Source organism: Sporanaerobacter acetigenes DSM 13106, from assembly GCF_900130025.1.
In the GTDB taxonomy this organism is placed as follows: domain Bacteria; phylum Bacillota; class Clostridia; order Tissierellales; family Sporanaerobacteraceae; genus Sporanaerobacter; species Sporanaerobacter acetigenes.
In genome coordinates this window covers 35,331-58,541 of the sequence record NZ_FQXR01000005.1, presented here as the reverse complement: position 1 = coordinate 58,541, position 23,211 = coordinate 35,331, and the positions used below count along the sequence as shown (strand labels likewise).

At 32.5% G+C, this 23,211-nt stretch carries 21 protein-coding genes; 6 read left to right on the top strand and 15 right to left on the bottom strand.

The features are described from left to right. The first annotated feature begins 54 nt into the window (after positions 1-54). On the top strand, positions 55-1,236 hold the full coding sequence (locus BUA21_RS05860; RefSeq protein WP_072743879.1) for a putative NPN-dependent ornithine cyclodeaminase: 1,182 nt from the start codon (positions 55-57) through the stop codon (positions 1,234-1,236). A 10-nt stretch (positions 1,237-1,246) separates the two neighbouring features. Next, positions 1,247-2,338 (top strand): putative NPN-dependent ornithine cyclodeaminase, encoded by a 1,092-nt coding sequence (locus BUA21_RS05855; RefSeq protein ID WP_072743878.1) that lies wholly within the window; start codon positions 1,247-1,249, stop codon positions 2,336-2,338. Positions 2,339-2,397: 59 nt separating this feature from the next. Here BUA21_RS05855 and BUA21_RS05850 read toward each other — a convergent pair whose 3' ends face one another. Both BUA21_RS05850 and BUA21_RS05845 read right to left on the bottom strand, forming a co-directional pair. Continuing rightward, positions 2,398-3,198 carry an SDR family NAD(P)-dependent oxidoreductase gene (locus tag BUA21_RS05850; RefSeq protein WP_199228878.1) on the bottom strand — a complete coding sequence of 267 codons (801 nt, stop codon included), beginning with the start codon at positions 3,196-3,198 and terminating at the stop codon, positions 2,398-2,400. 403 nt (positions 3,199-3,601) lie between these two features. Beyond that, on the bottom strand, positions 3,602-6,181 hold the full coding sequence (locus BUA21_RS05845) for an ATP-dependent Clp protease ATP-binding subunit (RefSeq protein WP_072743877.1): 2,580 nt from the start codon (positions 6,179-6,181) through the stop codon (positions 3,602-3,604). A gap of 205 nt (positions 6,182-6,386) precedes the next feature. Here BUA21_RS05845 and BUA21_RS05840 point away from each other — a divergent pair, with 205 nt between their 5' ends. Genes BUA21_RS05840 through BUA21_RS05830 form a run of 3 tightly spaced genes read left to right on the top strand, consistent with a single transcriptional unit; the run spans position 6,387 to position 10,061 of the window. After that, positions 6,387-7,451 (top strand): ABC transporter substrate-binding protein, encoded by a 1,065-nt coding sequence (locus BUA21_RS05840; protein WP_072743876.1) that lies wholly within the window; start codon positions 6,387-6,389, stop codon positions 7,449-7,451. Beyond that, entirely contained in the window at positions 7,441-9,105 is a 1,665-nt protein-coding gene (locus tag BUA21_RS05835) for an ABC transporter permease (protein ID WP_084604176.1), read from the top strand. The genes BUA21_RS05840 and BUA21_RS05835 overlap by 11 nt, the downstream gene beginning before the upstream one ends. Next, entirely contained in the window at positions 9,105-10,061 is a 957-nt protein-coding gene (locus BUA21_RS05830; protein ID WP_072743875.1) for an ABC transporter ATP-binding protein, read from the top strand. The genes BUA21_RS05835 and BUA21_RS05830 overlap by 1 nt, the downstream gene beginning before the upstream one ends. A 3-nt stretch (positions 10,062-10,064) precedes the next feature. Here the strand turns inward: BUA21_RS05830 and BUA21_RS05825 are convergent, their stop codons facing one another. The 11 genes from BUA21_RS05825 to BUA21_RS05775 all read right to left on the bottom strand — a co-directional run bounded on the left by BUA21_RS05825 (position 10,065) and on the right by BUA21_RS05775 (position 21,032). Continuing rightward, the gene (locus BUA21_RS05825) at positions 10,065-11,777 is read right to left on the bottom strand and encodes an ABC transporter ATP-binding protein (protein ID WP_072743874.1); all 1,713 of its coding nucleotides are present in this window, start codon (positions 11,775-11,777) and stop codon (positions 10,065-10,067) included. Positions 11,778-11,788: 11 nt separating this feature from the next. After that, positions 11,789-12,625, bottom strand: coding sequence for an ABC transporter permease (locus BUA21_RS05820; protein ID WP_072743873.1), 837 nt, complete (start codon positions 12,623-12,625; stop codon positions 11,789-11,791). Next, a complete protein-coding gene (locus BUA21_RS05815; protein WP_199228880.1) occupies positions 12,626-13,597 on the bottom strand; it encodes an ABC transporter permease in 972 nt (323 codons plus the stop codon). It abuts the gene before it with no gap. Between the two features lie 10 nt (positions 13,598-13,607). Beyond that, positions 13,608-15,188, bottom strand: coding sequence for an ABC transporter substrate-binding protein (locus tag BUA21_RS05810; protein WP_072743872.1), 1,581 nt, complete (start codon positions 15,186-15,188; stop codon positions 13,608-13,610). 19 nt (positions 15,189-15,207) lie between these two features. Then, complete coding sequence (gene tsaA / locus BUA21_RS05805; RefSeq protein WP_072743871.1) at positions 15,208-15,618, bottom strand: tRNA (N6-threonylcarbamoyladenosine(37)-N6)-methyltransferase TrmO; 411 nt, start codon at positions 15,616-15,618, stop codon at positions 15,208-15,210. Positions 15,619-15,656: 38 nt separating this feature from the next. Further along, complete coding sequence (larC, locus tag BUA21_RS05800) at positions 15,657-16,856, bottom strand: nickel pincer cofactor biosynthesis protein LarC (protein ID WP_072743870.1); 1,200 nt, start codon at positions 16,854-16,856, stop codon at positions 15,657-15,659. Beyond that, positions 16,849-17,601 (bottom strand): nickel pincer cofactor biosynthesis protein LarB, encoded by a 753-nt coding sequence (larB, locus tag BUA21_RS05795; RefSeq protein WP_072743869.1) that lies wholly within the window; start codon positions 17,599-17,601, stop codon positions 16,849-16,851. Before larB ends, larC begins: the two co-directional genes overlap by 8 nt. A gap of 20 nt (positions 17,602-17,621) precedes the next feature. Continuing rightward, positions 17,622-18,050: a DUF3842 family protein gene (locus BUA21_RS05790; protein ID WP_072743868.1), complete on the bottom strand. Its 429-nt coding sequence runs from the start codon at positions 18,048-18,050 to the stop codon at positions 17,622-17,624. An 80-nt stretch (positions 18,051-18,130) separates the two neighbouring features. Beyond that, positions 18,131-18,934 (bottom strand): ATP-dependent sacrificial sulfur transferase LarE, encoded by an 804-nt coding sequence (gene larE, locus BUA21_RS05785; protein WP_072743867.1) that lies wholly within the window; start codon positions 18,932-18,934, stop codon positions 18,131-18,133. 18 nt (positions 18,935-18,952) lie between these two features. Beyond that, positions 18,953-19,477: an FmdE family protein gene (locus tag BUA21_RS05780; RefSeq protein WP_072743866.1), complete on the bottom strand. Its 525-nt coding sequence runs from the start codon at positions 19,475-19,477 to the stop codon at positions 18,953-18,955. A 181-nt stretch (positions 19,478-19,658) separates the two neighbouring features. Further along, complete coding sequence (locus BUA21_RS05775; RefSeq protein WP_072743865.1) at positions 19,659-21,032, bottom strand: MATE family efflux transporter; 1,374 nt, start codon at positions 21,030-21,032, stop codon at positions 19,659-19,661. 149 nt (positions 21,033-21,181) lie between these two features. On the opposite strand from BUA21_RS05775, the gene BUA21_RS05770 reads away from it, so the two are divergent. Next, a complete protein-coding gene (locus tag BUA21_RS05770) occupies positions 21,182-21,631 on the top strand; it encodes a DUF441 family protein (protein WP_072743864.1) in 450 nt (149 codons plus the stop codon). 21 nt (positions 21,632-21,652) lie between these two features. On the opposite strand, the gene rbr is transcribed toward BUA21_RS05770, so the two are convergent. Beyond that, positions 21,653-22,237, bottom strand: a complete 585-nt coding sequence (gene rbr, locus BUA21_RS05765; protein WP_072743863.1) for a rubrerythrin — start codon at positions 22,235-22,237, stop codon at positions 21,653-21,655. A 153-nt stretch (positions 22,238-22,390) separates the two neighbouring features. Next, on the bottom strand, positions 22,391-23,140 hold the full coding sequence (locus BUA21_RS05760) for a peptidylprolyl isomerase (RefSeq protein WP_072743862.1): 750 nt from the start codon (positions 23,138-23,140) through the stop codon (positions 22,391-22,393). Positions 23,141-23,211: the final 71 nt, after the last annotated feature.

Below are 23,211 nucleotides of genomic sequence, written 5' to 3'. Positions count from 1 at the left end.
CTATAATAAATTCGGATTATAATAATATATAATAGCTAGATAAGGAGGATGTTCATGACATTTGTATTGCCAAAATTTACACCACCAGATTTTACTTCTGAAAAATTTGCAAATGCAAAGGAAATTCGTGTTGAAGAAGTAAAGAAAAATGGGGTTGCCCCAAGTGGTTTTTATCTTACTAGTCACATGCCTACTTATTATCATTATGATAATAAGTGGATTTTACCTGAACACAATTCTCAAAATTGTGTTGCAGTACTTCATGATGATACTATAATCATCAAAGAGCTTAACGATTTAGTTATTGGGGAAAAGGTAATCATGGGGAAAAAATCTGACGGTTCCAATGGAGTTGTGATATATAAAGAAGGATTTGATGAATCGGTCATATCTACTCCGGGTAGATCTGTCGAGACTTCTTTTACTGATGACTACGAATATCTATTTGAACTAATGCGTCATGAAAAAGAAAATGGCGGATATATAGTATGGGTATTGGGTCCTTCTGTTGTATTTGACTATGACACCAGAATTGGTTTGTCCGAACTTGCTGAAAATGGATATGTACAAGCCCTTTTAGCTGGAAATGCAATGGCTACTCATGATTTAGAAGGTGGATATTTGGATACTGCCCTTGGTCAAAATATCTATACACAAGAATCTGTACCAATGGGACATTACAATCATTTAGATTTACTAAATGAAGTCAGAAGAGCAGGATCCATTGATAAATTTATTGCCGATGGCAATGTAAAGGACGGTTTCATGAAGACATTGACCAAATTGGATATACCTTATGTATTGGTTGGTTCTGTTAGAGATGACGGACCACTTCCAGAAGTGTATCACAATGTTTCACAAGGCTTAAATGCAATGAAAGAACAAACTGACAAGGCTACTTTGATTATATGCTTAGCTACTATGCTTCACTCTGTGGCAACTGCAGAATTGGCTTCAAGCTATAGAATCAGAAAAGACGGTACTATTGCACCTGTATTTATGTATACAATAGATGTAACGGAAAATGTAGTAAATAAGGTTGCACAAGCTAGAGAACATATTGCTGTCAAAACCCTTGTGACAAATGTTCAAGACTTTGTTGTAAATGTACAAAGAGCACTTTTGCAACCAGTTGACAATTTTGAAGTAGAACAAGTTGCAGTTGATATGCATGAATATGTTGAAAACACTGCAGAAGAAAAATTAGAATCTGTAGATAGATTAAAAATTGACTAGGAGGAATATTATGACATTTGATATGCCAAAATTTACACCACCAGATTTTAGTCAGGAATTCTTCGTCAATGCTCCAAATGCAACTTTGGTAGAAGTGGAAAAGGACGGAGTATCTCCTGCAAACTACCATGCACTTTCTGTTTTCCCAGAATATTTTAAGATAAATGACAAATGGGTATTAGCAACACAAAGTAGGATGGATACGGTTTGTGTTGCTAATGATGAACTAGGAAAAGAATCTGTAAATATAGTTGAATTTAGAAATCTAAAAGTTGGTGATAAAGTAGTTGTAGGAAGAACAGAAGATGGAAGTGAAGGCATATACATGTATACTCAAGGATTTATAGAGGAATCCAAAGATGCTGACACTTTTGCATTCCGTAGTGGTAGATCAAGAGAAACCGCTTTCTCTATTGATTATGACAAGCTTTATCAAATACTTGCAAACGAAAAAGAAAATGGTGGATATGTTACTTGGGTTTTAGGAACAGCTATAAGTTTAGACAGTGGTTCAAGAGATGCTATGGCACAACTTGTAAGAAATGGCTACGTTGATGCTATTATATGTGGTACAAGTTTCGCTGCTTTTGACTTAGAATGTGCTACATTTGACACTACTTGGGGGCAAGATATCTTTGAAAAAGAACAAACTACTCTTGGTAATTATTATGAGACAATAAATATGGTTAGAAAAGCTGGTTCCATGGAGGAATTTGTAAAGTCAGGAAAACCTAAAGATGGCATTATGAAAGCCTGTGTGGAATGTGGTGTACCTGTTATAATCGGTGGTACAATTAGAGACAGATTTGGTTTGCCTGAAACCTATGACAATGTATATGAAGCTCAAGATGCTATGCGTAAACATATTCGCAAGAGTTCAACTGTAGTTATGGTATCTGCAATATTATTTACTATAGCTACTGGAAACATGACTCCTTCCTACAATGAATTTGACGGAGTTATACGCCCTGTTTATATGTATACTGTAGATATACAGGAGTTTGCTGTAAATAAATTGTCCGATAGAGGAACTCTTACTGCTACATCTGTTGTTACAAATACCCAAGACTTTATAAAAAATATAGGAAGAGCTTTGACATAAAAGAAACACAAGGACGGTTTTTCTATGTTATAACACAGAAAAACCGTCAAAATGCATTTCTAAACTATACTTATTCCTCCATCTACTAATATAAATTGTCCATTTACATAACTCGATGCATCGGAAGATAGATATATCAAAGTTCCATTTAGTTCTCCTTTTTCAGCTGGCCTTCCAGCTGGATTCATTTTGCTATATCCTTTTAAAAATTCATCAGATTTAAATAATGTGTCTTTTGTCATTTCACTTTCAAAAAGTGCAGGTCCAACAGCATTAACAGTGATACCATATCTCCCATATGATGCAGCCATTCCTTTAGTAAGACCAAGTACAGCACTTTTTGATGCATTATATGAATGTCTAATAAATAAATCATTTTTGTCTGCAATTATGGCATTTATTGAAGCAATGTTTACAACTTTACCATAGTTTTGTTTTATCATACATGGAATTACATATTTGCTAAGTAAATAAGCACCCTTGACATTAGTATTCATAGATTTGTCCCAATCTTCTTCAGTTAAATTGTGAACTCCACCTCTAACAGCTACTCCTGAATCATTTAATAAAATATCAATCTTACCATACTGTTGTATTACCTCTTCTACAGCATCTTTTACTATTTCTTCATCAGTAACATCACATTGGATAGCAATAGCTTCTCCACCCAATTGACTTATTTCTTCTACTACATCTTCTAATTTCTCTTTTCTTCTAGCTAATAAAGCTACCTTGGCTCCGCATTCAGCATAGGCCCTAGCTGCATCTCTTCCTAATCCACCAGAAGCCCCTGTTACTAAAGCTGTTTTCCCTGTTAAATCAAATAAATCTTTTATAGTTTCTTTTCTTTTATTTTTCATATTGTATATACCCCCTTGTATAGTATGTTTAGACCATACTATTTAATAGTGCTTAAGCACATTTATTCTCCATCGCCCCATTGATTCTCATGATGCCATGACATCTTTTGACATATTAACATACTGTTTTAATGATTTATTATAGCCTTATTAAATATAATATGACAGGATATAAAATAAGTCAAGCAATTTTCCGAATTATCTGATAATTAACAATGATTATAGTTATCTTTGTTTAAATCTATGTTTATCGTTTAACAATCTGATAATTACAAGAGTCTCAACTTCTCTCCTAAATTAATAATTTAACAATAGCAAAAAAATCTTACGTTTTTTATGAAAGTTTTGTATTTTTATCCTTCCATTTTAGACACAAGAGGCACAAGGGGATGATCCTTCTGCGTTATAACACAGAAGGATCATCCCCTTGTGTCGTCTTGAATACTAGATTGTTGTCTTTGCTGTCAATGATGACTTTTTGATTGCATTCTATTTCATCTCTAAGAATCATTTTCCCTATTTCGGTTATGATATTTTTTTCTATGAACCTTTTTATAGACCTTGCACCATAGTAGATTGAATAAGCTTCATCTATTATGTGTTGAGTAGCACTTAAAGTCAATTCTATGGATACTCTTCTAGGGCTTAAATCCTCATTTATTTCTTTTATATTTATATTTATAATTTTCACTATATCGTCTTTGCTTAATGGCTTGAATAAAACTATATCATCTAGTCTATTTAAAAATTCAGGTTTGAAAATTTCTCTTATCTTTTTCATGACTACCTCAACTTGAGAGTCCAAGCCTTTTATTATGTCTTCAGAGCCAATATTGGAAGTCATGATGATAATTGTGTTTTTAAAGTCTACTACTTTTCCCCTATTGTCGGTAAGTCTGCCATCATCTAATATTTGAAGTAGTATATTGAATACATCACTGTGAGCTTTTTCAATTTCGTCAAATAGTACTACAGAATAAGGTTGTCTTCTTACAGCTTCTGTAAGTTGTCCTCCCTCATCAAATCCTACATATCCTGGAGGTGCTCCAAGAAGTCTTGAAACTGAATTTTTTTCCATGTATTCACTCATGTCAAGTCTAATAAGATTTTTCTCATCATCAAACATTGTCTCTGTGAGAACTTTGGCAAGTTCTGTTTTTCCAACTCCTGTAGGCCCAAAAAACATAAATGAACCGACAGGTTTTTGACGTTTTCTCACTCCAGACCTAGCTCTAATGATGGCATCTGTCACTGCACTTACAGCTTCATCTTGACCTATTATCTTTTTATGAAGAACTTTGTCTAAGTTCAATAATTTTTCCTTTTCAGTTTCTGTCAGTTTACTTACAGGTATACCTGTCCATTTAGACACTACTTCTGCTATTTCATCTTCGGTTACTTCTTCTTTTATGTCGTAGGTATGGGGAATATTTTTAAGTTCTTGTTCTTCTCTCTCCAACTTTTTAAGCTTTATATATTTTAATTCTGAAACCTTCTCAAAATTGTTTTCTCTACTGGCTTCATCTATTTGTTTTTTTACTTCATCAATTTGATGTTTAATTTCTTTGGTTCTATCTACTATTTTTTTGTCTTCAATCCATTTTTCATATTCTACATTATAAATACTGTTTAACTCTTTTATTTTTTCTTCTATTTCTTTGCATCTTAATTTTGATATTTCATCATCTTCTTGCCTTATAGACACTTTTTCCATTTCTAATTGCAAAATTTTTCTTTGCATCTCATCTAATTCATGTGGCAAAGCATCTATACTTGTTCTCACCATTGAAGAAGCCTCATCCATCAAATCAATAGCCTTATCTGGCAAAAATCTATCTGTAATGTATCTATCTGACAATTCAGCACAGGCAATAACAGCCTTGTCTGAAACTCTTATACCATGATGCATTTCATATTTTGCTTTTATCCCTCTTAAAATAGAAATAGTTTCTTCTACATTTGGTTCAGTGACCAGTATCTTTTGAAATCTTCGATCCAAGGCACCATCTTTTTCTATATATTCTCTGTATTCATCAAAAGTAGTTGCCCCAATTGTCAAAATCTCACCTCTGGCAAGCATTGGCTTGAGCATATTTGAGGTATCTAATCCCCCTTGTCCATTTCCTGCACCAACAACTGTATGCAATTCATCAATAAATAGAATAATTTGTCCATTGGAAGATTCAATTATTTTTAATACTTCTTTTAGTCTCTCTTCAAATTCACCTCTAAATTTAGCTCCTGCTATAAGGGCTCCCATATCTAGTGCATAAATAGTCCTGTCTTTAAGAGTCTCCGGCACATCATTTCTAACTATTCTCTGAGCTAATCCTTCTACAATTGCAGTTTTCCCAACTCCAGGTTCTCCTATGATGACAGGATTGTTTTTGGTCCTTCTCGACAATATCCTTATCATTCTATTTATCTCATCATCTCTACCTATGACTGGATCTAAATCACCATTCTTTGCCTCACGGGTTAAATCCCTGCCATATTTCTCTAATACTTTGGCAATTCCTTCTGGATGGTTGTCAGCGACTCCAATGGTTGATCTATATTTTAAAACTCTTTCTCTAAAGTCGTCATATTCAATATTATATTTTTCGAAAATACTTTGGCTAGTTATTTTATTTTCTTTTAGAATGGCTAAATATATTTGTTCTACATTGATGTGGGAATCATACATGCCCCTAGACAATTCTTCAGCCACAAGCAATATTTTCTGAGCTACCCTGTTATAAAACAATTTAGTCAAACCATCTTGACTTTTCAATTTATCTAAAGCTTCATCTATGTCCTTGGTATACGAAAATATATCAACACCCATTTCCTTCAATATATCTACTACCATTGAATTTTTTTGTTGTACCAAAGCCATATGTATATGCAATTCTGTTAGTTCACTATTTCCTTTTCTTATGGCTATGTTTTGAGCTTCCTGCATCACTTGTATACTCTCATCAGAAAACTTTCTTGTGTTCATTTATTCACTCTCCTTTAAATATGAGCTGTATATATATTATAGCAAAATATTGGTACCAAGTATCAATATTTAAATTTAGTAACTATATATTGATCTATAGAATATATCTATAGACAAGTTCGTAAGTATAGATATATTCTATTTGATTGATTTTATTCTTGATGATAATGTAATATAGGATGTGATTAGAGAAGGAGGAATATTTATGAATATGAAAAAAATTGTAGCATTTTTGTTGATTTTAGCCTTATCTTTTAGTTTGGTTGCTTGTGGAAAATCAGAGCAAAAAGAAAGTTCTGATGATTCAACTACACCAGTTGAGGAAACTAAAGATAAGCCTTTTGAAGGAACAACCTTAAGTGTTTTACTTGCTTATGGTGGAGCAGAAAACAGTTTTGATAAGTTCACTGAAGAAACTGGAATAAAAGTTGAATATTTAGAAATGTCAACTGGTGCTGCTCTTGCTAAATTACAAGCTGAAGATGGAAAAACGGAAGCAGATATTTGGTTTGGTGGCGGTGTTGATAGTTATCTAAATGCTAGAGATTTAGGTTATCTTGAAGCCTATAAATCTCCAAATGTTTCAGCTATCAATTCACAATACAATGACAAAGATGGATATTATTCCGGACTTGCATTGGTTCCAGCAGGATGGATAGTTAATGAGGATATTCTAAAGGAAAAAGGACTTGAAGCACCAAAGACTTGGGAAGACTTAGCTGATCCAAAATATAAAGGTGAAGTAATCATGGCTGACCCTTCTATATCAGGAACAAACTATGCAATTGTCAGCGGACTTATTCAAGCGTGGGGAGAAGAAAAAGCTTGGGATTATTTTGAAAGATTAAATAAAAATATTGATTTCTTTGCAAAAGGTGGCGGAGAACCTCTTGAAAAAGTTGCAGCTGGAGAATTTGCCATTGGTATAGTAGCAATAACTGGTGGTACTTATAGCGTAGGAGAAACTAGTCCTACATCTGTAGTGTATCCTGAAGATGTAATTCCTTGGACTCCAGCACCAATTGCTATATTTAAAAACACAAAAAATCTTGAGGCAGCTAAAGTATTTGTAGATTGGTATCTATCAAAAGAAGGTCAAGAAGTATTGAGAGAAGCTGATGCTAGAATCATGGCTAGAGATGATGTAGATGCTCCTGAACTTATGAAGGATTTAGATAAGAGTAAACTAATAGATTTCAATTTAGAGTTAATGGGAAGCCAAAGAGATGAAATTTTAACTAGATGGAAGGAACTAGTAGGTGAAAAATAATACTATGGATAAGGAAAGAGCAAATTTTGCTCTTTCCTTTGACTCTATAATAGACCAATTAATTTTTTGGATTGTAATTATTAGTTTACTCCTTTTTATCTTATATCCAGTTGTGATGGTTATTTCAACTAGCTTTTTTCATAGGGGTACTTTTACTTTGGATAATTATAAAAACTTATTGAATCCTGACAATCTCAAGTTAATAAAAGATAGTCTATTTGTAGCTGGTATCTCTTCAATTTTATCAACTATTTTTTCATTTTGTATAGCTCTTTTTACCTTTGTTGAAAGAAAAGAAATTAAAAAGATTATTTATAGAGCACTTATGTTGTCTATGATATCACCACCTTTTGTTTCTTCTTTGGCCTTGATCATTCTATTTGGTCGTCGTGGAATCATTACCCATAATTTATTAGGACTAAGCGTGAATCCTTATGGATGGCAGGGTATTGTACTATTGCAGACCTTAGGTGGAATACCGCTATCTTCTATAATGCTTATTTCTGCACTACATTCAATTGATACCAGGCAGATATTAGCTTCTAGGGATCTTGGAGCTATAACTACACAAACTATAAGAAATATTGTCATACCTTCAATTTTCCCTACTATACTATCTGTATTGTTTTTAAGCTTTACAATGAATTTGGCTGACTTTGGAACCCCTATAATTATCGGTGGAAAGTTTAAAATGCTTGCTACTGAAACTTATATGACTATATTTTCTAGTGGAGATTTAGGAAAAGCTGCAGCCATGTCTGTACTATTGATTCCACCTGCTATCCTTTCATTTATATTTTATCGCAAAAACATGACAAGTGTTGACAACAGAGCAACTGGCACCAAAGCTCTTGGAAATGAGAACTATGATTTTCAGTTGCCTATTTGGTTAAAATTTGTATTGACTTTCATCACAGTTTCTTTTTTCATAATAGTGGTACTTAAATATGGTAGTATAATTCTATCTGCCTTTTCCATAAATACTTCAGGAAAATTAACTTTTACTTTAAAGCACTTTGAAGAAGTTAAGTTTGCATATACTCCTGCTTTTTTAAGAAGTATAATCTTTGCAGTTATAGCAGGATTCGTATCATCTGTAATAGGTGTTTTGTTGTCATATTATACTCACAGGAGAAAAATCAAGGGGATGAGTTTTATTGAATTTGTCTCTGCATTGCCATATATTATACCCGGTATTTTCTTTGGACTAGGATATATAGTTGGGTTTAACAAAGAACCTTTATTGCTTACAGGAACTACTACAATTGTCATATTGAACTCGACTTTTAGACATATATCAGTAGCAAATAAAGCTACCAATGCTGCATTTACTACAATTGATACCAGAATAGAAGATGCCTCCAGAGATTTAGGAGCATCAAAGTTTAAAACTATTACAAACATTATATTTCCTCTTTTGAGACCTGTTTTTCTGACTAGCTTTATAAATACTTTTACAGCTTGCATGACTACCGTTGGAGCTATTATATTTTTAGTATCACCTAAAAATGTAGTTGCATCTATAGTCATGTTTAAAAGCATTACCAATGGACAATATGGGCCTGCTTCTGTGATGGCCAGCATATTGATTTTAATCACTGTGAGTGTAAATTTAATTGCTATAAAGCTGTTGAATGCAAAGGAGATGTATTGATGTTTCTAAAATTGGTGAATTTAACTAAAATGTTTGATGAAGAAAATGGAGTTAAAAATATAAATATAGATGTGAATGAAGGTGAATTTGTCACTATTTTAGGCCCTTCTGGCTGTGGGAAAACTACTACATTAAATCTAATTGGCGGATTTTTAAAAGCTGATAGTGGACAAATTCTTCTTGAAGGAGAAGATATGAAAGATTTGCCGCCAGAAAAACGTCCAGTGTCTACAGTTTTTCAAAGCTACGCTCTATTTCCTCATATGAATGTAGTGGAAAATGTTAGTTATGGCATTAGATTTTATAGAAAAGAAAAAAAGAAAAAAGCTTTAAAAATTGCCATGGAGTATATCAATATAGTTGGTCTATCTGGATATGAAAAATATAAAGTTGGAAACTTAAGTGGTGGTCAACAACAAAGAGTAGCACTGGCAAGATCTATGGCTACAAATCCTAAAATTTTATTGCTGGATGAACCTTTAAGTAATTTAGATGCTAGCTTGAGAGTAAAGATGAGAGAAGAATTAAAGGATTTACAAAACAAGCTGAATATTACTATGATATTTGTAACTCATGACCAAAGTGAAGCTTTAAGTTTGTCAGATAAAATTGTAGTTATGAACAAGGGAAATATCATGCAAATAGGCTCCCCTTCAGAAGTATACTTTTCCCCTACCAATGAATATGTAGCTTCTTTTATTGGTAAATCTAATTTAATTGAAATTTCTGGAGACCGATTTTTAGTAAGACCTGAAGATATTAAATTTAGACCAAATTCTGAAGGAAAGTATACAATTAAACACAAAATATTCATGGGTCAATATACAGAATATATAGTTTCTGATGGAGAGAAAAATATAGAAGTCAATTTAAGCGGCAAAGAAAATGCAAGTTTTTTAATTGGTAGCAAAATTGATTTGGAAATAGCTCATAAAACTCAATTAAGGGTCATTTGACCCTTAATTGAATTCTGACATTCCTTCTTTAACAAGCTTTTTTGTATAATCATCTGCTGGAGCGGAAAATATTTTAGATGCAATTCCCTGTTCTACAATTTTTCCATTGTGCATTACATAAACCCTATCTGCAATTTTTCTTGCAATAGGTAAATCGTGAGTTATATAAAGCATACTAAAGCCATTTTTATTTTGCAGCCCTTTTAATAGTCTTATGATATTGGCTTTAGTAGATGGATCTAACATAGAAGTTATTTCATCAGCTATCAACAATTTGGGTCTCATCACTAAACTTCGTGCTATGGAAACTCTTTGTCTTTGTCCTCCACTCAAGGTGTAACATTTCCTGTTTAAAAAATTTTCATCATTTGGTAGCTGAACTTCTTCCAAGGCTTTTTTTACTTCTATTTTTATCTTTTCATAAGAATCTTCTTTTATTATCTTTAAAGGTTCGCTTATGGCTTCTTCTATACTAAATCTTTCATTTATTGATGAAAAAGGGTCTTGAAATACTATTTGCATTCCATTTTTTATACTTGTACAATTGTTTCCCGATACCAATTTTTCTTCAAATACAACTTCTCCTCCTTGAGGAAGGATTGTTCCAGACAAAATACCCGCCAAAGTTGTTTTGCCAGAACCTGATTCTCCAATTAGTGCTACTATCTCTCCACTCCTTATTTTAATTGAGCAATTTTCACAAGCTTTTACGCTTGTTTTTTTATTTTTATATGTTTTATTGATGTTTTTCCCTTCGAGTAAAGTGACTATTCCTCCTCTATGGCAAGCTACCTGTCTTTCCAATGATACATATTCAAGTTTAGGTACTTGAGTATTGCATATCTCAATACTTTGAGTACATCTTTTTCTAAAAGGACAACCAGATTCTTTAGACCCTCCTGACTCCCCAGGTATTCCCCATAAATCCCTGTAGGGATTTATAACTGGTGAAGAATCTAATAGGCCTCTAGTATAAGTATGCATAGGATTTTTAAGGACTTCAGAAGTAATCCCTTTTTCTAATATACATCCTGAATACATTACATTTACTTTTGAAGTGAGATGAGAAATAGTTTCTAATTCATGAGATATAACCAATAAAGCAAATTTTTTCTCTTCATGAAGTTCTGAAAGCAATTTAATTATTTCATTTTTATATACTGCATCAAGAGCTGTAGTAGGCTCGTCAACTATCAGCACTTCTGGATCACAGGCAAGAGCCATAGCTATGAGAACTCTTTGTCTCATTCCACCAGATAGCTGATGAGGATAGTAGTCTTTGGTCTCTATTGAAAGCCCTACCATTTTCAATAGTTCTTTAACTCTCTTAGATATATTTTCTTTAGATAATTTTAGATGTTTTACAATCACTTCACTTATTTGTTCATCAATAGTAAGTAGTGGATTTAAAACATCTAAACTATTTTGGAAAACTAAAGCAATTTTATTCCAACGGATAGATTTAATTTCCCTTTTAGATAGACTATTTATATCCACATCTTCATAATAGATATTTCCTCTTACTTTTCCTGGTTCTTTTATAAGTCCCATCAGTGCCATAGCCAATGAAGTTTTCCCACTACCAGACTCTCCTATTATTCCTAAGCTATCCCCTTTGTTGAGACTAAAGCTTACATCTCTTACAGCATTGACTTCTCCATTATTCAATTTATAATCTACCGAAAGATGTTCTACTCTTAACAAAGACTTATACATAATCCACCTCTTTACAATTTTTCATTCAATATTTTTTCTAAATCTCTACTTATTATGGCTATGGAAAGAACTAAAAAGATTATAGCTATTAAAGGCGCCATTACCCACCACTTCCAAAAATCCGTAAAATATATTCCTCGAAAATTGATAGCATGATTTAAAATGAGTCCCCAACTCTTTGATGTTGGATCTCCAAGACCTAGAAAAGCCAATCCCGCTTCAGCCACTATGGCTTTGCTAGTGAGTTTTATGATTGTCACCATGAGAATAGGTAATATTTCAGGGATAAAATGTTTAAATAGCAAGTATCCAAATCCCGCTCCATAACTTTCTGCTACAAGTATGTAATTTTCTTTTTTCATAGATAATACTTTTGATCTGACTATTCTAGCTGGACCAGTCCAAGAAAAAAAAGCTAATACAAAAATTATATTTTTGATACTGGGTCCAAAAAAAGCCCCCAATATTATCATCATAGGCAAATCTGGAAGTACTATCATTATATCTACTATTCTCATAATGATCTTGTCTATAATTCCACCATAATATCCTGCCAATATGCCCAATATCCCTCCACCAATCCCTGCAATCAAAGCAGCAGATATTCCAACTAACAAACTAATCCTCGCCCCATAGCATATTTGGGAAAACAAGTCCATACCTAAATCATCTGTTCCAAACCAATGAACGCCATTGGGAGGTTCAAAAGGAGAACCTGAAGGTAAATTGTAAGGATGTGAACATACGTATGGGGAAAATATGGCCATAAATATGAGCAATATCATAAATAAAATTGCTATTTTACCTAAATTCGAAAAGCTACTGAATTTTAATTTTTCTTTTTTCATCTAATCCACCCTAGGGTCTATTTTTCTACATACTATATCCGCTAAAAAATTCATAGTTAAAACTAAAATACATATATTTAAAAATATTCCTTGCATCAAGGCATAATCTCTAACCATGACTGCTTCCCTCATAAGTCGTCCTATGCCAGGATAGCTAAATACATTTTCCACCAATATTGCCCCGCCAAATACTGAACCTAAATTCATGAATATCCTAGTTATGACTGGCAATATGGCATTTTTAAGACCATGTCTAAATATAATCCTTCTATTATCTAGTCCTTTTCCCGCAGCTGTAAGCATATAATCTTTAGAAAGAACTGTTATCATGCTATTTCTAGACAATAAATAATACCCTCCTGTTTGGGATAAAACCAAGGCCAATACAGGCAAAAAGCCATGATGAACAATATCTTTGATTTTTTCAAATACATTTCCATACTCTCCAAATACAGTGATTCCTCCAGATAAGGGAAACCATCCCATATCCGCTGCTAGTCCAAACAACAACAGCATGGCTATTAAAAAAGATGGTATTTCTGAAAAAACTATCATGATAGAATATATGACTTTATCAATTGAGCTATTTCTATGCCATGCAGAAAAAGCTCCAACAAATATTCCAAGCAAACTGCTTAAAATAATAGAAATAACTACTATTCCAATTGTCCATACTACTCTTTTAAGTATTATAGATGAAACAGCTTCATTGTAATATATGCTATATCCTAAATCTCCTCGAAATAAATTGCATATATAGTCTTTGTATTGTTCCCAAAGAGGCTTGTCCAATCCATAGTAGGCCTTATATTTTTCTATTTGCTCATCAGTATATGAACTGTGAACACTGCCTTCATCAGATGACAGAAATGTAAATGGGTCCCCAGGCATAAGCCTGGGGATGAAAAAATTAAAGGATATAATAACAAAAAACACTATTATATATTCAACAATTCTCTTAATACAATTCATTTTTTCTCTCTCATTTCATTTCTAAATAAGATATTTTGTTGTGAGTTACTTCATGATGGTTAAATACATGTTTCCATCCATCATATTTTTCTGGCCTAAATACAACATATCCAGTAGTATTGTAGATAGGAATTTGAGGTATTTCTTCTGCAATTTCCTCTTGAAGTTTAAAAACAATTTCCTTTCTCTTTTCTCCGTTCATTTCATGCAATTGTTCTTCACACAATTCATCTATCTTTTCATTGCTATAACCAGGAATACCTGAAAATATAGTTTTCTCACCACTTTTACTTCTATACTGTTCTCTAAGCATATCTGGGTCGCCACCCCATCCGCCATATCCATTTAAGGCCATTTCATAGTCTCCGTTTTTGATAGCTGCATCTCTTGATTTAGAATCTACACTCTTAACTTCTATATTTATACCTGCTTTTTCAAAATTTATTTTCATAAGTTCCGCAATTCTAAGTTCTGGATTTGAATCTCCAGTAAGCAATGTGAAATTGTAGGTTTTATTGTCTAACAATTCTTTTGCCTTGTCTATGTCAAAATCATATTGTTTTACATCTTTGTTATACCATACATGCTCTACTGGCAAATATCCTGCACTACCAACTCTTGCTGCTCCTCTTGCTACTTTTTCTACCAATTCCTCTTGGTCTATAGCATAGGCTAGAGCTTGTCTTAAATTTTTATCTTTGAATTCAGGTCTTTTTTTCATATTTAATGCTAGTTTATATCCCCAATAGGCAGGACTTTCTACAACTTTATACTGAGGATCATTTTCATATTTGGAAAGTACATCTGGAGTGATTCCAGTCAAGTCTATTTCTCCGTTCTCAAAAGAAAGTAAGGAATCACTAACAGGTACAAATTTAATTACATCTACTTTTTGTTTAGGACCCCAATAATCTTTAAAAGCCTCAAATCTATATGCTCCTTGCTCTTCATTGTAATCAGTCAATATATATGGTCCGCATCCTATTACTGCTTTTGAATCAGTAAATTTAGTTGGATCATCTACATCCTTCCATATATGTTCAGGAATAATTCTTGCGGTTCCAAATCTCTCTAACAATGTAGCATTTGGCTCATTTACTTGAATATTTACTGTATTTTCATCCACTACTTCTATCGTTTCTATATAATTGTTTTCACTAATACCTAAATCATCTGAAACAGGTGGATACTTGGAATAATAGTCAAAGGAAAACTTTACATCTTCCGCTGTCATAGGTTCTCCATCCTGCCATTTCACACCTTCTCTTATCTTAAAGGTATATAATTTTCCATCATCACTTATATCCCAACTTTCTGCCAACCAAGGAATAAGCCCTTCTTCTCCTCTTTCTAGCAAACTATCAAATATCAATCTCATTTTAAATATTCCAGGTCCTCTTGAATAATGAGTATAAGGACTAGGATATCCCCAATCTCCTCCTTGGAGATTTATTTCTAATGGCTCTTTGTTTTCTCCTTTTGCTACTGTTTCTTCCTTTTGATTTGTTGCTACATTTTTTTCATTGCTGCATCCTGACAACAACATTGCAGCTATCATTATAAAAATTAAAAATTTAAACCCTTTCTTCATTTCATCTCCTCCATTCTTTTTACTCTACCTTTGGATTTAACTGTGGAGCATAGGGTTTTATATCCAATACCGGAGTTCCATCTACCATATCTACCCCCTGAATTTCTATTTTACCCTCTTCCACTTTTATGAATTTAACAATAGACATTCCTATACCATTTGGTCTTCTTGGCGATCTAGTTGAAAAAACTCCTGTAAACTCATCTGAATTATAAGGAGTTTGTTTTAATGGCACCTCCCCAGTAGTTTTGTGAAAATAAAACAAAATCACTCCAAAACTATTTTCTTTGATGCCTTCGATCCCTTCCTTGTATTGAGGCAATATTTCAATGACAGCACTATCTTCAGATAGTATACTTTGCCTTGGTATACCCTTTAAATTTTTATAGGGAGATTTTATATAGCCTATAGGCTTCATTTCTATCAGCATAAAATACCCCTTTCCAAATTTTTTACAACAAAAGCTTCTTAACTTAATATCAATTTAACCCTATCATACACAGTTTTAAAACTAAATCCTGTTTTATCACATATACTTTTTACATCTTCATATTCTGGATAATAATATTTATCCCCTTCAAAAAAGCAAACTTTAACTCTCACTTGTCCATATTCACTATCAATATTTATTATTTCTCGCTTCAATATTGTCCTATCAGTTCTATATCTTCTAATACCTATGGAAGTGGTATTTTTAAATATTATTGATTCCATAGATTTAATATTTTCTTCTTCACACAATACGGTCAACTTGTATCCAGGTCTATTTTTTTTCATGAAAATAGGAGTGTAAAAAACATCCTTTCCCCCGCTTCCCATAAGCTTTTCCACAACAAATCCAAGATTTTCTCCGCTACAGTCATCTAAATTGGTCTCCAACACCCAAATGTGGTCTTCGGAAGCTTCTTTAGACACCTCTTCAATGATAAATGCTCTCAATATATTTGCTTTTTCAAAATCCTTTTTACCTGCTCCAAGTCCAATTTTTATTATTTTACAATCTTCAGGCAAACCTTCTTTTGTCTTAAGAGCTGCAGCTATTGCTGCACCTGTAGGTGTTATCATTTCACCTGAATTATCAGTAATTTTAATTGATAATGCGTTGTCAATAACTATATTTGTAACAGCTGGCACTGGAACTGGAATTGTTCCATGCTGACACTTTACATGACCAGTCCCTTCATATATTTTAGACACAACAACTTCATCAATATCCAAATTGTCAATACATATAGCCACTGCCACAATATCAACAATGGAATCGATTGCACCAACTTCATGAAAATGAACTTTTTCTATATCTACTCCATGAGCTTTAGATTCAGCTTTTGCTACAATATTAAATATTTTTTTTGCAATATCTTTTGCTCTATCAGATATCTGTCCTTCATCTATTATTTTACATATGTCATATAGATTCCTGTGTTCATGATGGTGAACATTGTCATAAGTATGCTTATCATCTTCATGCAATACAACATCAAAATCACAAGCATCTATGCCACATTTTTGAGTTCTTCCAATTTTAATATCATAACCATGAACTTTTAAACTATCTAATCCTTGCCTTAACAAATTTTCATCTGCTCCTAGGTCTAACAAGGCTCCTACTGTCATATCACCACTTATACCTGAAAAACATTCTAAATACAATGTCTTTTTATGCATTTCCTCGCACCGCCAATCTATTAATTTGTGTACTTATATAACCAGCCCCAAATCCATTATCAATATTTACTACAGAAATTCCTTCTGCACATGAATTAAGCATCGTCAACAATGATGATAATCCTTGAAAATTGGCACCATATCCAACAGACGTTGGTACGGCAATTACTGGTTTGTCAATCATTCCTGCAATAACCCCTGGCAATGCCCCTTCCATTCCAGCTACTGCTACAACGCAATTAGCTTTTCGAATATCATCCATTTTAGACAACAGTCTATGTATTCCAGCTACGCCAACATCATATATCCTGACTACATTGCTACCAAAAAACTCGGCAGTTTGAGCTGCCTCCTCAGCCACTGGAATATCTGATGTCCCACCTGTACATACAGCAATGCATCCAATTTTATCTATGCTTTTTTTTACTATTTTAATAATTCCCGACAATTCATCATACTCTGCTTCAGAAATTACTTCCTTAACTTTTAAAAACTGTTCTTTAGAAGCTCTAGTACCCAATACATTGAAATCTCTTTCATTGAAATTTTGAAAGATTTTTATCAAATGTTTATCCGATTTTCCACTACAATATATAACTTCTCCAAACCCTGAACGTAAACTTCTATGATGATCTAATTTGGCAAAACCCAAGTCCTCATAGGGAAGCTTTTTTAGTATTTCTTCTCCATCTTCTATAGACATTTCGTTGTTTTTTATTTTATTTAATATTTCATGAACATCCATGTTTATACTCCTCGCTTTATTTATTCTAAATTGCTTATATGATCTTTTACTAGTTCTACACTAGAATCTATACATTGCTGTATATTATATTCTCCAGGAATTGCTATTTTAATATTGCATTTGGATAATGGTATTAAGATTTTCATTGCGTGACTTCCTCCAATAGCTTCGGCCATTTTAGGTGATAATTCTCCCATCATGGAATTTGGCATAAGTATTGCCACAACACCCATAATTATATCTGCCTCTTTTGCATTATAGACAATAGCATTTTCACCTGTTGCTCCTTCATTAGCTCCAGCTTTTAGCATACTTTTAGTAGCATTTGCATTGGTTCCTAATGCCAAGATTTTTATATTGGGTATTTTAGACTTTAATTTTTCAATAATTATGCTTCCAATTCCGCCACCTTGGCCATCTATTACAGCCACAGTTGTTATCTTATCCATAGTATTATACCTCCTAGATTCATAGTCTTTTATATAATACTACAGCATATATACATATAAAAGCAAATGAATTCTACTAATCATTGGATATCCATACTTCCAGAACGAAAGCCCTCTAAATCTAAAGTTATATAAATAAAACCTAAATCTTTCAAATAACTAATTATTAAATCTTTTTTGTCTAAAAATCTTAAAAACTCCTCTTTTTCTATCTCAATTCTAACTATATCTCCATGTACTCTAACTCTCACAACTGCAAAACCCAATCCTTTTATATAAGTTTCAGCTTTTTCAATTTTATTTAAGAGTTCAAAAGTAATATTCGTATTGTAAGGCAATCTTGTAGCCAGACAAGGGGCTGATGGTCTTGTGGCTACAGAAATATTTAAATTTTTAGCCATTTGTCTTACTTCTTTTTTATTTATATCAAATTGTGCTAATGGGCTTATTATTCCTAATTCCCTTAATGCTTTGATGCCTGGCCTATATTCCTTTAAATCATCTGCATTGGTTCCATCGAGAACATATTTAATATCATTTTCTTCTGCAAATTCTAACAGTTTTTCAAACAAATACTTTTTACATTGATAGCATCTATCAACTGGATTTGTAAGAATCTTTTCATTTTCAAATTCATCAACATCAATTATTTTATGAATTGCTCCCATGGATTTTGCTACTTCTTTTGAAATATTTATATCCTCCATAGGATGCAATTTGGTATTAAAAGTTACTGCATATATTTTTTTGTTATATTTCTTTCCAGCATCACAGACCATCTTTAAAATCAAGCTGCTGTCTACTCCTCCAGAAAAAGCAACACAAGCCCCTTCTTCTACAAGTTTTAATATTTCATTTTGTAAAATCATATATTTGTCTTCCATTTGTATTCTCCTATTCACTTACCAGCCTCTAGTATATTCTTGAAAGCAATCAAGACATACTTTTTTGCCATCATTGATTCTGATTTTATGCTCTGGGGCACTTTCCCCACAATTTTCACAAACAACTGTTGCAAACAATCTTGCCCTTTCTGGCAAATCAAATCTTGGCTCGCTAAAATTAAAAATCTCATCAACTTTTGCATTTAGTATATATCCTTGTCTTTCCTTACGATCCATTTCTCCGCCAAAAGGCTTAAGAATCATTCGAATTTTTTCTCCATTAGCACGATTGAAAAAACTAAAGGCCATTTTGCCTGTAGGTCTATAGATGAGATTTCCTTTTCCAAAAGTACAACCTGTAATTACTTGTACTGCATCTACTCCACAAGCATCATTTTCAGTAACGCATACAATTTCTTCATCTTTTGAAAATGTAAAACCCATTTTTTCCATAGCTGCCTCACAAGCTTTGTAACCAATTGCAAGTCCTGGACACTCATGGCCATGGAATTCTACTGCTTTTTCCCACAACAATCTATCCATTTTCCCACTCCTTTCATTCAAAAAAAAGGCCCATGAATAGAGCTGTTTCTTACAGCATCCCTTCATGGGTTATTTTCGTAATAAATAAGCGCTTAAAATCAAAGCCTTCGTGGCTTCCTTTCTGTTATAAATATTATCATATTTTGGTGAAAATGTCAAAATGAATTCTTCTAAAAGTATTTTAAGCACATCCCTCTGTCTTAACCACTTTCTTTTGCCAATCTTTTGTCCTATAAATTATATATCCATATATGCATATAATTAAATTGCTAAAACTCATAGAAAACCATATACCAGAAGAACCTATATTGGTAAGGTTTTTAAATATAAGTATCATGGGAAGTCTTACAAACCATAGTCGACCAATCTCCATGGCCATAGAATATTGGGTATGGCCAGAGCCTTGAAATATTCCCTGCAATACACTGAAAATCCCCATAAGTGGCATGGAAAAAGAAATATATTTTAGATAAGTAATACCTTCAACAATAACTTTTTTGTCATCTCTCGCTTGAATAAAGAAATTAATTATTTCTTCATCTTTCCACAACATAATGGCACATCCTATTATTGAAAAAGAAATTGTAAGTATGAGGGATTTTGAAAATGCCTCTTTTACTCTATCTATTTGATCTGCTCCAATATTTTGACCAACAATAGATGTAAGAGCTGCTCCTATTCCCATAGCAGGTTGCATTATAAGAGATGTAATCCTGTTAACCATGCCAAAGGCTGCCATAGTTGCAGTACCATAAGATGCAATGAAACTATTTAAAACTATAAATCCTAAAGCTGAACCCGATTGACCAACAGATGAAGGTAACGCAACATTTACAATCTTTTTTACAATTTCTTTGTCAAATTTAAAATTTTTAAAGCTAGGTTTGACCATAGTAGGTGATTTAACAAGCTTATAAACTATAACAAATGAAAGAAGAGCTTTTGACAAAATTGTAGCTATAGCTGCTCCCGCAATTCCCATATCAAATGTAAATATAAATATAGGATCTAATATTGCATTTAAAATGCCAGAAATACCTCCAAGTATTGTTGGTGTTATAGTATTTCCTTGAGCATTCATGATAGAGTTAAAATTAAAAAACATAAACATAAAAGGCATATCTAAAAAAGTAAGTTTCAAATATATATTGCTATATTTAGCTAAATCCCCAGTTCCCCCCATCAATTTAACAAATAGTGGTGTGATAAAGTACCCAAGAATAGCAAAACCAACAGAACATATCATGGATATAACTATTAGTTGGCTTGCATATTTATTTGCTTCTTCATATTTTGAAGCTCCTATTAATTGGGATAAAATGGCAGTTCCAGCTACTGAAAGTCCAATACCCAAAGATATAAATAAAAAGTTTACTGGCCAGACGAAAGATGTAGCTGCAAATTGAACAGAGCCAAGCTTACCAACCCAAATTCCATCCACTAAATTGTATAGAGTTTGTATTAAATTGTTTATCATAATAGGTAAAGATAATGTGATAATTGTCTTATATATACTCCCATTTAATATGAGATCTTTTCTTTCAGCTTCTTTCATTTAGACACTCCCATCCTAATATATTTAGAGACCCGTAATGTATATTATAGCACTTATATAAAAAAAATAAAGTCCTTAGAGACTCGAAGGAATATATTTTTTAAAAATTTCATATAAATATAGTATTTCATGAGATTGGAGATTTTTTTATGAATAGAATCTTTTTATTGTTTATAATTATACTTTCAATAATTGCAAAAAATAAATCAATGGTGTATGCAGGAATAGTAGTATTTATATTGTCATTTATAACTAATGAAAATGCAGTGAAATTTGTAAAAAACAATTTTCTAAATATTGGACTTGTTTTTTTAATGATATGGATGCTCATACCTTTGACAGAAAATCAAAATGAAATCTCCATATTGAATCCTAAAGAATTTCTAAGTTTAGATGGAATAGTATCCTTCTTAAGTGGCTTGTTTGTAGTCATAGTAGCTTCAAAGGGACTTAAGTATCTAAATAGAAACACTACAGCTCTATCAGGAGCTATCTTAGGTTCCATAGTAGGAGTGACTTTTTTTGGAGGAACTCCAGTGGGAATGTTGACAGGCTCAGGAATAGCATACTTGATACTAAAATTGATAAAGGGCCTTTAAGTTTAAGGCCCTTTTTTCTATTTAATATGTCTCAACAAATACTTCGAAATAACTCATTGGATGAGCACAAGCTGGACAAGTTTTAGGTGCACTTTTGCCTCTGTGAACATATCCACAATTGTTACATTTCCACTCTACAACTTCATCTTTTTCAAATACTTTATTATTTTCAATATTCTCTAGTAGTTTTCTATATCTTCTTTCATGGCGTTCTTCTACTTCTGCTATTTCTCTAAATACAAATGCTATTTCAGAAAATCCTTCTTCTTCAGCAATTTTGGCGAAATTTGGATACAAATCTTCCCATTCTTCTTTTTCTCCATTTGCTGCATATAGAAGATTTTCTTTTGTTTCTCCTAATCCAACTGGATAATCTGCATTTATTTCTACAGCTTCTCCCTTTAGACTTTCATTTAAAAATTTAAAGAATCTCTTTGCATGTTCCTTTTCATTGTCTGCTGTTTCTGTAAAAATATTCGAAATTTGAACATAACCTTCTTTTTTTGCTTGAGATGCATAATATGTATATCTGTTTCTTGCTTGAGATTCTCCAGCAAATGCCTTCATTAAGTTTTCAGCTGTTTTTGTACCTTTTAGTGATTTCAAAAAAATTCCTCCTTGCATAATATATTTTCATTGCCACAATGCAACTATTTAATATTTACCCAGTTATTCTTAATTATAACATGAACAAAGCAAATTTAAATTAAAACTCCTTTAAACAATATCTTGAACTTATTGTCTAAAAGAGTTATAAATTTATATATTCATTTTTACTTCGTATTTACTTCTCAATTCCTGAGTTTTATCTAAATACTTTTCTTGCTGTTTTAGCATAATCATCTGTTCATTTATCTGATCTTTGGCTTCTTCTAAAGATCTGATTTCAGCTTCTTTCTTATATTGTACTTTAATTAAATGATATCCAAATTGAGTTTTTACAGGTTCACTTAGCTTTCCTTCTTCAATACTAAAAGCAGCATCTTCAAATTCTTTTACCATTTGGCCTTTAGTGAACTCTCCCAAATCCCCACCATTTTCTTTTGAAGGGCAAGTAGAATATTTTTTAGCTGCTTCCTCAAATGATAGACCTTCATTTATTTCTTTTTGTATTTTCTTTGCCTCATCTTCTTCCTTCACTAATATGTGACTTGCTCTAACTGATTCTGGAGTTTGAAAATGCATTTTATTCTCATTGTAATACTCACTTATTTCTTCTTCCGTCACAGAAATACCGGATATTATCTTATTGAAAGCATATTGTTTTAAAACATTTTCTTTAACTTTTTCTAAAGCTAATTTATAAGTCTCTTCTTCATCAAAACTATTTTCAATAGCATCAAAGTAAAGTAATTCCTGATTTATCAACTCATCTACTACTCTTTTCATACCGTCTGGTGATTGAAATTGCATAGCCACTTGTGGTCCTAGTTCATTCAAAAAAACATATACATCCTTTTGTGTTATTTCCTTGCCATTAACTGTTGCCAATATTGGATTTTCATTCATAATCAATAATTCTCCTTTAATATTTTATTTTCCTAACTTTATCATATATAGAAATTATCATATGGAGCTAA

Coding starts and splice junctions, on each gene's coding strand:
- BUA21_RS05860 (WP_072743879.1), top strand. CDS start 55: ATGACATTTGTATTGCCAAAATTTACACCACCAGATTTTACTTCTGAA.
- BUA21_RS05855 (WP_072743878.1), top strand. CDS start 1,247: ATGACATTTGATATGCCAAAATTTACACCACCAGATTTTAGTCAGGAA.
- BUA21_RS05850 (WP_199228878.1), bottom strand. CDS start 3,198: ATGAAAAATAAAAGAAAAGAAACTATAAAAGATTTATTTGATTTAACA.
- BUA21_RS05845 (WP_072743877.1), bottom strand. CDS start 6,181: ATGAACACAAGAAAGTTTTCTGATGAGAGTATACAAGTGATGCAGGAA.
- BUA21_RS05840 (WP_072743876.1), top strand. CDS start 6,387: ATGAATATGAAAAAAATTGTAGCATTTTTGTTGATTTTAGCCTTATCT.
- BUA21_RS05830 (WP_072743875.1), top strand. CDS start 9,105: ATGTTTCTAAAATTGGTGAATTTAACTAAAATGTTTGATGAAGAAAAT.
- BUA21_RS05825 (WP_072743874.1), bottom strand. CDS start 11,777: ATGTATAAGTCTTTGTTAAGAGTAGAACATCTTTCGGTAGATTATAAA.
- BUA21_RS05820 (WP_072743873.1), bottom strand. CDS start 12,625: ATGAAAAAAGAAAAATTAAAATTCAGTAGCTTTTCGAATTTAGGTAAA.
- BUA21_RS05815 (WP_199228880.1), bottom strand. CDS start 13,597: ATGAATTGTATTAAGAGAATTGTTGAATATATAATAGTGTTTTTTGTT.
- BUA21_RS05810 (WP_072743872.1), bottom strand. CDS start 15,188: ATGAAGAAAGGGTTTAAATTTTTAATTTTTATAATGATAGCTGCAATG.
- tsaA (WP_072743871.1), bottom strand. CDS start 15,618: ATGCTGATAGAAATGAAGCCTATAGGCTATATAAAATCTCCCTATAAA.
- larC (WP_072743870.1), bottom strand. CDS start 16,856: ATGCATAAAAAGACATTGTATTTAGAATGTTTTTCAGGTATAAGTGGT.
- larB (WP_072743869.1), bottom strand. CDS start 17,601: ATGGATGTTCATGAAATATTAAATAAAATAAAAAACAACGAAATGTCT.
- BUA21_RS05790 (WP_072743868.1), bottom strand. CDS start 18,050: ATGGATAAGATAACAACTGTGGCTGTAATAGATGGCCAAGGTGGCGGA.
- larE (WP_072743867.1), bottom strand. CDS start 18,934: ATGGAAGACAAATATATGATTTTACAAAATGAAATATTAAAACTTGTA.
- BUA21_RS05780 (WP_072743866.1), bottom strand. CDS start 19,477: ATGGATAGATTGTTGTGGGAAAAAGCAGTAGAATTCCATGGCCATGAG.
- BUA21_RS05775 (WP_072743865.1), bottom strand. CDS start 21,032: ATGAAAGAAGCTGAAAGAAAAGATCTCATATTAAATGGGAGTATATAT.
- BUA21_RS05770 (WP_072743864.1), top strand. CDS start 21,182: ATGAATAGAATCTTTTTATTGTTTATAATTATACTTTCAATAATTGCA.
- BUA21_RS05760 (WP_072743862.1), bottom strand. CDS start 23,140: ATGAATGAAAATCCAATATTGGCAACAGTTAATGGCAAGGAAATAACA.